This window comes from Hyphomonas pacifica, assembly GCF_000682675.1.
Taxonomy (GTDB): Bacteria; Pseudomonadota; Alphaproteobacteria; order Caulobacterales; family Hyphomonadaceae; genus Hyphomonas; species Hyphomonas pacifica.
On the sequence record NZ_AWFA01000025.1, the window covers coordinates 22,334 to 35,055 of the forward strand.

The following is a 12,722-nucleotide window of genomic DNA, read 5'->3' on the forward strand; positions in this document are numbered from 1 at the left end:
GCAAGAGCAAGGCATTAGATGGAGAAAGCGCGGCAGGTTTCAGGCCTGCCGCGCTTATCTGAAGTCATTGTAATCTCACAGATTACATATTCGGATAGGCTGGCCCACCGCCACCTTCCGGCACGGTCCAGTTAATGTTCAGATTCGGATCCTTGATGTCGCAGGTCTTGCAGTGGATGCAGTTCTGGGAGTTGATCTGGAACTTCAGCTCGCCGCCCTCCTCGATCCACTCATACACACCTGCCGGGCAGTACCGCGCGGACGGACCCGCATAAACATCATGCTCGGAAGCCTTCTGCAGCGCCATGTCCTTCACTACCAGGTGAACCGGCTGGTCTTCGCCGTGATAAGTATTGGTGAAGGACACATTGGTCAGCTTGTCGAAGCTGATCACGCCATCGGGTTTCGGATAGTCGATAGGCTTGAAGTTCTTCGCCGGCTTCAGGCTCGCCGCATCGGTCTTGCCGTGCTTCAGCGTACCGAAGAAGGAGAAACCGCCGAACAGGCTGGAAATCCACATTTCCAGGCCGCCCATCGGAATACCGATGGCCGTGCCGAGCTTCGACCAGAGCGGCTTCACGTTCCGCACCTGCTTCAGCTCCTTGTAGACGGAAGACTTCTTGTAAGCGTCTTCATAGGAAGTCAGCACATCACCCTGACGGCCTTCCTTGATGGCTTCGAACGCGGCTTCCGCGCCCATCATGCCGGTCAGGATAGCATTATGGCTGCCCTTGATACGCGGCACGTTGACGAAGCCTGCGCCACACCCGATCAGCGCGCCGCCCGGGAAGGCCAGCTTCGGAACGGACTGGAAGCCGCCCTCGGTGATCGCCCGCGCGCCATAGGCCACGCGTTTGCCACCCTTCAGATGCGGCAGCACGGAGGCATGGTGCTTGAAGCGCTGGAATTCCTGATACGGCGATATGTACGGGTTGGCGTAGTTCAGATGAACCACGAAGCCGACCGAGATGAACGGCTCGCCATTGTCGCGGAAATGGTACAGGAAGCTTCCGCCGCCAGTGGAATTGTCCAGCGGCCAGCCCATTGTGTGCTGGACATAACCTTCCTGGAAATTCTCTTCCGGAACAGACCACAACTCTTTCAGACCGATGCCGTATTTCTGCGGGTCGCGGCCTTCATCCAGATTGAACTTGGCAATCAGCTGCTTGGTGAGAGAGCCGCGCGCGCCTTCAGCGAACAGTACATATTTGCCCAGCAATTCCATGCCGGGCTCATAGTCTGGTTTGTGGGAGCCATCGGCTGCAATGCCCATTACGCCGGCTACGATACCTTTCACTTCGCCATTGTCACCCAGAACCAGATCAGATGCGGCAAAGCCCGGGAAGACTTCCACACCGAGATTTTCAGCTTCCTGGCCCAGCCAGCGCGCAACATTTGCCAGCGAGCCGGTGAAGTTGCCATGGTTTTTCATAAAGCCCGGCATTGGCAGCCAGGAAATGTCGGCCTCACCGTTCGGTCCGAGGAATTTGAACTTGTCAGCCGTCACTTCGGTTTTCAGCGGGCGATCGTCACGCTCGCGCCAGCCCGGCAACAGCTTGTCCAGACCAACCGGGTCCATCACCACGCCGGAAAGAATGTGCGCGCCGATCTCGCCGCCCTTCTCGATCACGACGACCGAGAGATCCACGCCAGCCTCATTGGCCAGTTGTTTGAAGCGAATTGCTGCCGACAGGCCAGCCGGTCCGCCACCGACAATGACCAGATCATATTCCATCGACTCGCGCTCAATAGCGTCATCAGCCATTGGTTTCTCCTCCTTGCGGGTGATAAGGTGCCCGCTCTAAGCCCATTTGTTTAAGCAATTACAGCGTCTATCAGGAAGGTCCAGAGCGTCCATATGCCAACCCCTGCGTCAATTGATGCATTTAAAGCACTCGCCGAGTGGTGGGAGGACATGGGCGTGGAGGTCGATGACGCGACGGTACAGGCATATTTGAAGGTCGCAGAGCGTGCTGCGCCGCCTGCCGGGGCCGCTGCGGCCACGCCTGTCCGACGCGCTCGCCGCAAGAAGATCAATTGGGTCGAAGAAGCAGAAAGGGCTGCAAGCGCCTGCGATTCGGTCGGGGCGCTAAAAGACGCCATTGAACAGTTTGACGGCAGCCCTCTGAAACAGGGCGCGGAAAACACCGTTGTCTATGATGGCACACCGGGTGCCAGCCTGATGGTGATCGGCGAAGGCCCCGGCGCGGAAGAGGATCGCAAGGGCTTGCCCTTTGTCGGCAAGGCGGGCCAATTGCTGGACAAGATGCTGGCCGCCATTCATCGTGACCGGACCGAAAATGCCTTCATCACGAATGTGAACTATTGGCGCCCACCCGGAAACCGCAATCCGGAAGACGAGGAACTGGCCGTCTGCCATCCCTTCGTGGACCGTATGATCGAATTGGCAAAGCCGACCCTGATTGTCGCGGCAGGCGGCGTACCAGCCAAATATCTGCTGGACAGCTCAAACGGCATTATGCGTCTGCGCGGCACCGAGCATGTCTACACCACAGCCAGCGGCTTCAGTGTGCCCCTCATCCCGATCCTGCATCCCGCCTATCTTTTGCGCCGCCCACAAGACAAATCCCGCGCATGGCGGGATTTGCTGCTCGTTGAGAAGCGGTTGGAAGAACTGGGCGGCTAGCGCCTATTCTTCGAGAGCGGCCTCGGCCTTTTCGTCGACCAACTCCATCTCTTCCTGCTTGCGCTTTTTGAAGGCGGAGGCGATTTCTCCAGACTCATCCTTGCCGATGGCTTCTTTGGCGACTGGGAAGATTTCTGTCTCTTCCTCGTCGATATGGTGCTCATAATCATGGCGCAACGTCTTGAAGCGCGTCAGCCAGCCGGGGGAGCTCATATCCATCTCTTCCAGTTCCTGGATGATGTCGTCCAGCTCCTTGTGCTCGGCAACCGAGTGGCGGCCTTTTGGCTGGCCATCTTCTGTCTCCATCAGCGGGCTGTAGAAGGTTTCTTCCTCGGCGGCGGCATGGCCACCAACATCATAATAGAATTCCTTCCAGAGTTTCTTGCGTTCCGGCGAGTCCCCTTCGGTCTCAGCCAGACGGGACAGCAGGTCGCGATGCTTGTCGTGATCAGTCTTCAGGGTTTCATAAATCGTAGGCATGTGAGGGAATCCTTTCGTCTGCCCTAATAATGCTTAAAATCGCGACTTGTTCCTCCTCTCTTCGCTTCCTGATAGACCGCTCACATGCCTGCTCCGCTATCCGTCATCATCCCCACACTGAACGCCGCCGAAGGCCTGCCAGGCTGCCTGCAAAGTCTCATGCCGGGACTGGAACTGGGGCTGATCCGTGAAGTGATTGTCACTGATGGTGGCTCGGAGGATGCGACGGCCCGGATTGCCGGCGACACGGGCGCCACCCTGATCACAGCCGCAAAAGGGCGCGGGGCACAGCTTGCCGCCGGGGCGAAGGCTGCGCGCGGAGACTGGCTGCTCTTCCTGCACGCCGACACACAGCTCTCCCGTGACTGGGCGGAGCGCGTCGGCAATCATATCGACACAAGGCCGGACAAGGCCGCAGCCTTCACCCTGAAATACCGCTCGGATGCGCGCGCCGCCCGCTGGCTGGAAAAGCGAGCCAACCGACGCGCCCGCTGGCTCGGCCTGCCCTATGGCGATCAGGGTCTGCTGATCTCCCGCAAACTTTATAATAAGATCGGTGGTTATCCGGACGCTCCGCTGATGGAAGATGTGATGATTGTGCGCGCCATCGGAAAGTCTCGTCTCGTCTTTTTGGATGCAGAGGCCCGCACATCCGCCGCAAAATATGAACGCGACGGATGGCGCAAGCGAGCCTGGCGCAATGCCTTCCTGCTGATGCGCTTCCTGATGGGCGCAAAACCGGCAACGCTGGCAAGGGCCTATCGATGATGCGCCGTGCGCGATTGCTGATCTACGCCAAACCACCCCGCATGGGCCTTGCCAAGACGCGTCTGGCCGCAGGTGTCGGTCGTACCGAAGCACGTCGCATTGCGCATTTCACCCTGGCCCAAACGATGCGCACCGCCCTTGCCAGCGGATGTGAGACGCATCTCTATCTTTCCCCACGCACGGCCTTGAGCGAGAGCTTGGGGGGACTTTGGCCAGCTCATCTTCCCCGGCATGATCAGGGCCCCGGCACGCTGACAGAGAAACTCGCAAAAGGGCTCTCCGAAGCGCCCAACGGGCCAGTTCTCTTCATCGGCACAGATGCGCCTGACATTTCCCCTGCCCTGATCCGGCAGGCCGTCAGAGCCCTCGCCCGCAACGACGCTGTGCTCGGACCTGCTGAGGATGGCGGATTCTGGTTATTCGGCCTAAACAAGCGCCCCGGCCTGCCAGCCATTTTCCAGAATGTCCGCTGGTCGGGTCCCCATGCCATGGCAGATCTTACAGCAAACTTGCCCCAGAACTGGTGCGTGCAAATAATGCAACAGCTGCAAGATATTGATGAGCAAGCTGACTGGAAGACGTGGTACCGCCCAACACTCCGGTATATTTGATCTATGTTATGGCCACGGCAGGCAAAGGCGTGTCCAACCTAGGGTCAGGTTAGGAATTTACAGGCATATCATGTATCGATTGATTTACGTCAGCACGGCCTCTGACACGCTTTCGGCTGAGGATCTTCAAGAGATCATCAGCACGGCACAGCGCAATAATGAGGCGCGCGATATCACCGGAGTGTTGCTGTTCAACGGGCTCAACTTTCTTCAGATTCTAGAAGGTCCGCGAAAAGAGATCGAACAACTCTTCATGCACATCAACATGGACAGCCGTCACATCTCCGTAGTCACCGTCCTGCAGGAAGACATGAAAGAGCGCATCTTCCGGAAATGGGCGATGGCACATAAAGTGACGCCGCAGAGCAGTGCCCCCGGCCAAACGGATTTGCCTGACATGTCCGATATTCTGGATCAGGAACTACCGGTCCATGTGCAGCGCATTCTCGACAATTACAAACAATTGAAGGGCATCTGATTTCACAGGAAATCCGGGCAGCCCTTAATATTTGTTCTTGATTTGTTCCCGCCCCTGTGGCGAACTCCTTGCCATGAGGACAGGTCAGAAACTCCAGCCCAAAGGCCGCGTTACTCTGCTCGATACGCAGCAGGTCAGCGAGCGCTTTCAGCAACGCGGCCGCGGCGCCATTTCCAATCAGACGGGCCGTTTCGAAAAGGAAACTCACGAAGCCTTTGACGACGGCTGGGGCACAATAGAGGAAGATGCCGGGCGGCTGGAAACTCAGCTGATGAAAGATACCGCCCGCACAATCATTACCTTCAACAAATCACCGGACATCCATTTTGACCGCTCGGTAAACCCATATCGCGGCTGCGAACATGGCTGCATCTATTGCTTTGCCCGGCCTTCCCATGCCTGGGGCGGGCTCTCTCCGGGCCTGGATTTCGAAAGCAAGCTGTTCTTCAAGGACAATGCGGTGGAGCTATTGAAGCGCGAGCTGTCAAAGCCTGGTTACCTGCCCCGCCCCATCGCACTCGGCATAAATACCGATGCCTACCAGCCGATTGAGCGAGAGCTTGGCCTGACCCGCAGCCTGCTGGAAGTGCTGGCAAAGTATCGCCACCCGGTCAGCCTGTTGACCAAATCAGCTCTCATCCAGCGCGACATAGACCTGATCGCCCCCATGACCCACGCGCCCATCGTTCGGGTCGGCATCTCGCTCACCACGCTGGACCGCCCCCTCGCCCGCAAGATGGAGCCGCGCGCCGCCACACCCCAGCGTCGGCTCGACACGATCAAGGCCCTGACGGAGGCAGGCATTCCCGTCACCGTCATGACAGCGCCCATCATTCCCGGCCTCAACGATCACGAGATCGAGACCCTTCTGGAGGCTGCCGCAGATCATGGCGCAACCGGTGCGGGCTATGTGCTGCTGCGCCTGCCCTATGAGATCAAGGATCTGTTTCATGAATGGCTGGCCCAGCATGTGCCGGACCGTGCGGCCCGAGTCATCAATCTGCTGCGCGAAATGCGGGGAGGAAAGGATTATGACGCCAAATGGTTCGAACGCGGCACAGGTCGCGGCCCGATGGCAGAGCTGATCTCCAAACGCTTTGCCCGCGCGGCGCACAAGCTGGGCATGAACCAGAACCGCAAACCCCTGCGCACGGACATTTTCCGCCCGCTGGAAGATGCCGGCGGCCAGCTGCGGCTGGATGTCTAGCCCGCCTCGTCCAGCGCTGCCAGTTCCTGCACAGTGAACACGCGCCCGCGCGTCAGAAACCTCCGTTCACGACCATTATCGAGAGAGAACATGCCACCGCGCCCCGGCACGACATCCAGGATCAGCTGCGTATGCTTCCAGGCCTCGAACTGGCTGGCGGAAATATACACCGGTACGCCGTCAATCTCGCCCAGCTTCACATCGCTGTCTCCAATCCTGAAATCATCCACCGGATAGCACATCGGGCTGGAGCCATCACAACACCCGCCCGACTGATGAAACAGGATGTCAGGATGGTCCTGACGGATCTCCGCGATCAAGGCGCGTGCCGCGTCCCTCGCGATCACGCGCTCCGGTGTGTCAGGCGAAGTCGAGGACGATCCGCCCATCTATCTGTCCTTCCACCATCTTGCCGAAGACATCATTGATCTCTTCCAGGCGCGCCGTCGCCGTATGGGCCCGCACCGCGCCAGCTGCCGCGAAGTCCAGCGATTCCTGCAAGTCCAGCCGTGTACCAACGATTGATCCCCGCACAGTGATGCCATTCAGAACCATGTCAAAGATCGGCAGCGGGAAATCCCCCGGCGGCAAACCATTCAGGGAAACCGTCCCGCCACGGCGCACCATACCCAGCGCCTGCTCGAAGGCTTTCGGCGACACAGCCGTCACAAGCGCGCCATGGGCGCCACCAATTTCTTTGCGCAGGAACTTCGCCGGGTCTGTTTCCATGGCATTGACCGTCACTTCCGCGCCAAGCTGCTTCGCCAGCGCCAGTTTTGACGGGTCAATATCTACTGCCGCCACGCGTCGCCCCATCGCCTTCGCATATTGCACGGCCATATGGCCGAGGCCGCCCACGCCGGAAATCACCACCCAGTCCCCGGGCTTGGTGTCCGTCATCTTGAGGCCCTTGTAGACTGTCACGCCGGCACACAAGACCGGGGCAATCTCCACAAAGGAAATGTCCTTGGGCAAATGGCCGATATAATTCGGGTCTGCGATCACATATTCCGCAAAGCCGCCATTCACAGAATAGCCGGTATTCTGCTGACTCTCGCACAGGGTCTCCCACCCACCGAGACAATGCTCGCAATGTCCACAAGCGGAGTAGAGCCACGGCACGCCCACCCGGTCGCCTTCCTTCACATGCGTCACCCCCGCACCCACACCGGAAACATAGCCAACACCCTCATGGCCTGGAATAAAAGGCGGCTCAGGCTTTACCGGCCAATCGCCATGTGCGGCGTGCAAATCTGTATGGCAGACACCGCAAGCTTCGATCTTGACCTGAATTTCGCCGGGACCAGGCTCGGGCGTTTTCACCTCTTCAATGACAAGCGGCTTGCCGAATTCGCGCACAACTGCGGCCTTCATCGTGGACTCTGTCATGGGGGTCTCTTTCTTTGCAATGCGGTGGTGAGGGGGAAGAACTGGCCATCAGCGGCATACGGGGCGGCACCGGACCACAAACCGGCGCCGCCGCGCATCACACCACCTCTCAGAAGAAGCCCAGCTTTTTCGGAGAGTATGACACCAGCATATTCTTGGTCTGCTGGTAATGGTCCAACATCTTTGCGTGGTTTTCACGTCCGATGCCGGATTGTTTGTAGCCACCAAAGGCCGCATGGGCCGGATAGGCGTGATAGCAATTTGTCCATACACGCCCTGCCTGAATGGCGCGGCCAAAGCGATAGCAGGTGTTCGCCTCGCGACTCCACACACCGGCGCCAAGGCCATACAGCGTATCGTTCGCGATGGAGAGCGCCTCATCATTGTCCTTGAACGTTGTAACGGAAACAACAGGGCCGAAGATTTCCTCCTGGAACACACGCATCTTGTTGTGCCCTTTCAGAACCGTCGGCTTGACATAGAACCCGCCCGACAGTTCTCCACCATGATTTGCCGCCTCGCCGCCGATCAGTACTTCGGCGCCTTCCTGACGGCCAATGTCGAAATAGGAGAGGATCTTCTCTTTCTGTTCAGAGCTTGCCTGCGCGCCAATCATGGTCGCCGGGTCCAGCGGGTTGCCCTGCTTGATCGCCTCGACACGTTTCAGGGCACGCTCCATGAACCGGTCATAGATCTTCTCATGGATCAGCGCGCGGGAGGGACAGGTGCAAACCTCGCCCTGGTTCAGGGCAAACATGACAAAGCCTTCAATCGCCTTGTCCAGATAGTCATCATCGGCGCGCATTACGTCTTCAAAGAAGATGTTCGGAGACTTCCCGCCCAGTTCCAGCGTGACCGGGATCAGATTTTCAGACGCATACTGCATAATAAGGCGTCCGGTCGTCGTCTCGCCGGTAAAGGCAATCTTTGCGATGCGCTTACTGGAGGCGAGTGGCTTGCCCGCCTCCAGGCCAAAGCCGTTCACAATGTTCAGAACGCCGGCGGGGAGGAGGTCACCGATCAGTTCTGCCAGCACCATGATTGCGGCAGGCGTCTGCTCTGCCGGCTTCAGCACAACGCAATTCCCGGCCGCCAAGGCCGGCGCAAGTTTCCACACCGCCATCAGCAGCGGGAAATTCCAGGGAATGATCTGCCCCACCACGCCCAGCGGTTCGTGGAAATGATAGGCGATCGTGTCATGGTCGATTTCGGAAATGCCGCCTTCCTGCGCGCGGATGCATCCAGCGAAATAGCGGAAATGGTCCACGGCCAGCGGCAGGTCTGCTGCCATGGTCTCGCGGATTGGCTTACCATTGTCCCAGGTTTCGCAGGTGGCGAGATGTTCGAGGTTTTCCTCCATCACATCCGCGATCTTGTTCAGAATGTTGGCGCGCTCTGCAGGCGAAGTGCGTCCCCAAGCATCTTTTGCGGCATGAGCAGCGTCCAGGGCAAGCTCGACATCCCCGGCATCGGAGCGGGCAATCTGGCATATCACCTTGCCTGTGATGGGAGACGTATTGTCGAAATAGCGTCCATTCTGCGGGGCAACAAATTTGCCGCCGATAAAGTTGTCATACTTTTCCTTGAACGGAGCAGTCATGGATGTGGAATCAAGAATCTGAGTGTCGGCCATCTGAAAATTTCCTCCGGTGTCTGGCATTCTTCGTCATAGGTGCGAAGACTTTGGGCCAGTGTCCGGCGGCGATTGGCGGCTGTCATCATTACGGAAACGACAGGGAGGTAAAACTGTCTCAGCGCTGAGACAGTGTGAGACAAAAATCAACCGCGCGACAGTCCGTGACGTTCGATGCGGCGGTAAAGCGTAGCACGGCTGATACCCAGCATCTGCGCGACGGCTGTCATATTACCATTGGCGCGGGCGATGGCGCGCTTCAATTCGCGGCGCTCTGCACTGCCCAGCCCAACCCCGCGATACTCGGAATCGCCAAACACATCGCCCGCCGGGCGTGGGGACTGAAACGCCTCTTCTGTCAGGCCATAGACGTGCCGCGCCATGCGCGTTGCGCCGACAACCAGATCATCCCCGTCTACCGCCAGCAAAACCGTGCCGCGCTGGCCATCGCCATCTCCGCGAATGATCCGCCGACTGGCAAAGGCTGTCTGGAAATGATCCGCCTCAATCTGGCGGGCTGCATCCATCACGGTCTGGGCGATCAGGGTCGCAAAGGGTTGTGTCAGATCTTCCCGGCAGGATGACACATCCAGCACTGCAATAAGACTGCCATGCTCATCAAACACCGGCGCCCCCATACAGCTCATCACCGTATTACTGTCCTTGAAGTGCTGATCGCGGAAAATCGTTACGGCGCGTTCTTCGGCAATGCAGGTGCCGATGCCATTCGTGCCCTGCACCGCTTCGGACCATACCCATCCCTTGTAAAGCCCCGCCGCCCGAAACGCTTCATCATCGCCATCCGGCATGCGGTGGTCCACCACGACGCCCTTAGTGTCTGACAGGAACACGCTGCAGCCCGCCAGCCCCAGGCTCGCATGAAGCCGGTCCATCACAGGGGCAGAAATTGCCAGAATGCGGCCCAGCGCATCGCGGCGCTCCTGCAATTCGGCATGCCCCAGCCGCGCCTCAACCTTCCGTGCGTCGGGTTCCAGACCATAGGTTTTCATGGATCGCGCCCAGGATGCCGCCAGGCTCGACTGCGCCGCAGCGCTGCGAGACAGGGCAATGGACCGCACGCGTTCTGCATGCGCCGCAGGGTCCGCGGGGCTCTTTTCCTTGCTCATAAGGTAAATAATAGCACATGGCTGCGCCGGGTGCACGTCACCTCAATCCAGCCTGCTTCACGCCTCTGCGCCACCGCCCACCGCAGAAACTTGCTACATCCCCCACGACCAGTTCACCCGCGCCGAAAGGGGGCTCATCTGAAACTCAGGGCTAATTCACACCCTTGCTCACAGATTTATCCACAACTCTATCCACAGGTCATCCTGCCTGATAGTTTCGGATACGCAACAATCCGGAACTGATTCGGCAGAGCAACAATTAGGGATTCAGAAACCGATGCCCGGCACTGATTCGCTCTTCAGTTTTGTATTTGATTTGTGTTGAGCGGGGCCGCTGAAATGGAATTACAGAAAAACGTCATCATGCAGGGCGATTGTATCGATATCCTGTCGCGCTTGCCCGACAAGTCGGTAGATCTCGTTTTTGCCGATCCGCCATACAACCTCCAGCTGGGCGGCGGCCTGACCCGTCCCGACCAGTCGGTGGTCGATGGCGTGGATGATGACTGGGACAAGTTCGACAGCTTCGACGCTTATGACCTGTTCTGTCATCAATGGCTGGAAGAGTGCCGCCGCGTCCTGAAGGATGACGGCGCAATCTGGGTGATCGGCTCCTATCACAACATCTTCCGCGTTGGCGCGATACTTCAGGATCAGGGCTTCTGGATACAGAATGACGTGATCTGGCTGAAGTCCAACCCGATGCCTAATTTCAAGGGCACCCGCTTCCAGAACGCTCACGAGACGCTGATCTGGGCCGGCAAATCCGAACAGTCGAAGTGCACGTTCAATTATGACGCGCTGAAAGTCTTCAATGATGACAAGCAGATGCGCTCCGACTGGCTGATCCCGCTCTGCACGGGCGGAGAGCGCCTGAAGGATGAAGATGGCAAGAAGGCTCACCCGACGCAGAAGCCAGAATCCCTGCTGCAGCGCGTCCTGCTGGCCACGACCAATCCCGGCGACACGGTGCTTGACCCGTTCTCCGGCACAGGCACGACAGCCGCCGCCGCCAAGCGTCTTGGCCGCAATTTCATCGGCATTGAGCGCGACGAGGCATATGTCCGTCTCGCACGTGCCCGCCTGAAGGCCATCGAGCCGATTGAAGGCGCTGTGCTAGAAACCGAGAAGAGCAAGAAATCCCTGCCGCGCGTGCCGTTCGGCGCCCTGCTGGAAAGCGGTTGGCTTAAGCCCGGCGACCGCCTGTTCAGCCCACAGCGTCGCTACCAGGCCCGCATCCGCGTCGACGGCTCGCTGACCACCGGCACAGTCTCCGGCTCGATCCACCGCCTCGGCGCACATGTGCAACAGGCCCCGGCCTGTAATGGTTGGACTTATTGGCACTTCGAAGATCCAAAGCGCAACCTCGCGCCAATTGATCTGCTGCGCCGCCGCTATCGCGAGGAAATGGGCCTCAACTAGCGCCCTGTCTCACACTTACATTCCAGGAACGGCGCGGGGCTCAGTCCTGCGCCGTTTCTTCTAGAGAAGCATAATAGGCCCGCCAGCACGCCTGGCCGGTCTTGTTATAGTCCAGCATCTTCTCCGCCATGCGCAGGAAGCCTGCCTGATCGCCTAGCTCCGGCGGCAGAAGCGGATCGAAGTTGATCGCCCGGATCACCGGCTGACCGATCAGCAGCGTCTCCTGGGCCGCCGCCTCCACGCTCAAGCCCGGCAAATGTGCGAGACTCTGCTCCATCGCCTCCACGGCGCGGGCATAGGACTCTGACAGATCCGCAGGCGACCACAGGCGCGCCCAGTTCTGATCGCCCTGCATCGCCATGCCGGAGGCGCGCATCAGAATGATACTCTCATCGGCACCAATCTCGGTAAGATCCGCGCGGTGGCTGTCCAGATCGCTCGCCAGATTGGCCGGGCGTACCCACAGCCCTTCATCTGTCTCCTGGTAGCCTGACAGCGCCAGCGCCCGCGTCCGCGCTCGCAATTGCTTGCGATCACTGCGTCCCAGATGCTGCACCAGCGCGACCAGCCAGTCACCATTCCAGTCGACCATACGCCCCGCCACATGCTGCCATTGCTGCACACGGCGCGTCAGCGCGCGGGATTTCGGACCCGGCGCATAGACCCCGCGCTCAGAACTCTCCAGCAGATCATCCTTCATCAGGCGTGTCACCGCTACGCGCAGGGTTGCCGCCTCGATGCCGAACAGTGCCGCGGCATTGATCAGCTGCCCGATAGGATGCTCGGCTGCCCCCGTACTGCTCATCAGAGACAGCACCAGCGCGCGCGCAGACACATCTTCAGGCTTCAGAGGCTCAAAATAATACACGAATTGACTCATATTGATATTTTATGTAATAAAACATTAAATCACATAATTGGAGGGAAGGGCTGGTCTGCCCCCAGTAAAGTGGTCCAGAG

13 protein-coding genes are annotated in these 12,722 nt (G+C 58.9%); 6 read left to right on the forward strand and 7 right to left on the reverse strand.

The genetic code is table 11. From position 1 onward, the window contains the following. Window positions 1-82 precede the first annotated feature (82 nt). Entirely contained in the window at window positions 83-1,765 is a 1,683-nt protein-coding gene (locus HY2_RS09495; protein ID WP_034827046.1) for an electron transfer flavoprotein-ubiquinone oxidoreductase, read from the reverse strand. A 93-nt stretch (window positions 1,766-1,858) separates the two neighbouring features. On the opposite strand from HY2_RS09495, the gene HY2_RS09500 reads away from it, so the two are divergent. Next, window positions 1,859-2,647, forward strand: a complete 789-nt coding sequence (locus HY2_RS09500; RefSeq protein WP_034827047.1) for a uracil-DNA glycosylase — start codon at window positions 1,859-1,861, stop codon at window positions 2,645-2,647. A gap of 3 nt (window positions 2,648-2,650) precedes the next feature. Here the strand turns inward: HY2_RS09500 and HY2_RS09505 are convergent, their stop codons facing one another. Beyond that, window positions 2,651-3,127 (reverse strand): hemerythrin domain-containing protein, encoded by a 477-nt coding sequence (locus HY2_RS09505; protein WP_034827048.1) that lies wholly within the window; start codon window positions 3,125-3,127, stop codon window positions 2,651-2,653. Between the two features lie 84 nt (window positions 3,128-3,211). On the opposite strand from HY2_RS09505, the gene HY2_RS09510 reads away from it, so the two are divergent. The 4 genes from HY2_RS09510 (at window position 3,212) to HY2_RS09525 (ending at window position 6,191) form a co-directional block, all read left to right on the forward strand. Then, the gene (locus HY2_RS09510; protein ID WP_034827049.1) at window positions 3,212-3,895 is read left to right on the forward strand and encodes a TIGR04283 family arsenosugar biosynthesis glycosyltransferase; all 684 of its coding nucleotides are present in this window, start codon (window positions 3,212-3,214) and stop codon (window positions 3,893-3,895) included. Next, a complete protein-coding gene (locus HY2_RS09515) occupies window positions 3,892-4,506 on the forward strand; it encodes a TIGR04282 family arsenosugar biosynthesis glycosyltransferase (protein ID WP_051594883.1) in 615 nt (204 codons plus the stop codon). Before HY2_RS09510 ends, HY2_RS09515 begins: the two co-directional genes overlap by 4 nt. A 70-nt stretch (window positions 4,507-4,576) precedes the next feature. Further along, a complete protein-coding gene (locus tag HY2_RS09520; protein ID WP_051594884.1) occupies window positions 4,577-4,984 on the forward strand; it encodes a BLUF domain-containing protein in 408 nt (135 codons plus the stop codon). A 73-nt stretch (window positions 4,985-5,057) separates the two neighbouring features. Beyond that, a complete protein-coding gene (locus HY2_RS09525; protein WP_051594885.1) occupies window positions 5,058-6,191 on the forward strand; it encodes a PA0069 family radical SAM protein in 1,134 nt (377 codons plus the stop codon). On the opposite strand, the gene HY2_RS09530 is transcribed toward HY2_RS09525, so the two are convergent. From HY2_RS09530 to HY2_RS09545, 4 genes are all read right to left on the reverse strand, one after another. After that, complete coding sequence (locus HY2_RS09530; RefSeq protein WP_034827050.1) at window positions 6,188-6,580, reverse strand: DUF779 domain-containing protein; 393 nt, start codon at window positions 6,578-6,580, stop codon at window positions 6,188-6,190. The two genes, HY2_RS09525 and HY2_RS09530, sit on opposite strands and share 4 nt — an antisense overlap. Then, the gene (adhP, locus tag HY2_RS09535) at window positions 6,552-7,580 is read right to left on the reverse strand and encodes an alcohol dehydrogenase AdhP (RefSeq protein WP_034827051.1); all 1,029 of its coding nucleotides are present in this window, start codon (window positions 7,578-7,580) and stop codon (window positions 6,552-6,554) included. The genes HY2_RS09530 and adhP overlap by 29 nt, the downstream gene beginning before the upstream one ends. 109 nt (window positions 7,581-7,689) lie before the next feature. Continuing rightward, on the reverse strand, window positions 7,690-9,213 hold the full coding sequence (gene adh, locus HY2_RS09540) for an aldehyde dehydrogenase (protein WP_034827052.1): 1,524 nt from the start codon (window positions 9,211-9,213) through the stop codon (window positions 7,690-7,692). A gap of 146 nt (window positions 9,214-9,359) precedes the next feature. After that, window positions 9,360-10,340 carry a GAF domain-containing protein gene (locus HY2_RS09545; protein ID WP_034827053.1) on the reverse strand — a complete coding sequence of 327 codons (981 nt, stop codon included), beginning with the start codon at window positions 10,338-10,340 and terminating at the stop codon, window positions 9,360-9,362. Window positions 10,341-10,679: 339 nt separating this feature from the next. On the opposite strand from HY2_RS09545, the gene HY2_RS09550 reads away from it, so the two are divergent. Beyond that, a complete protein-coding gene (locus tag HY2_RS09550) occupies window positions 10,680-11,762 on the forward strand; it encodes a site-specific DNA-methyltransferase (protein WP_034827054.1) in 1,083 nt (360 codons plus the stop codon). 40 nt (window positions 11,763-11,802) lie between these two features. Here HY2_RS09550 and HY2_RS09555 read toward each other — a convergent pair whose 3' ends face one another. Then, window positions 11,803-12,642 carry a hypothetical protein gene (locus HY2_RS09555; protein ID WP_233346229.1) on the reverse strand — a complete coding sequence of 280 codons (840 nt, stop codon included), beginning with the start codon at window positions 12,640-12,642 and terminating at the stop codon, window positions 11,803-11,805. Window positions 12,643-12,722: the final 80 nt, after the last annotated feature.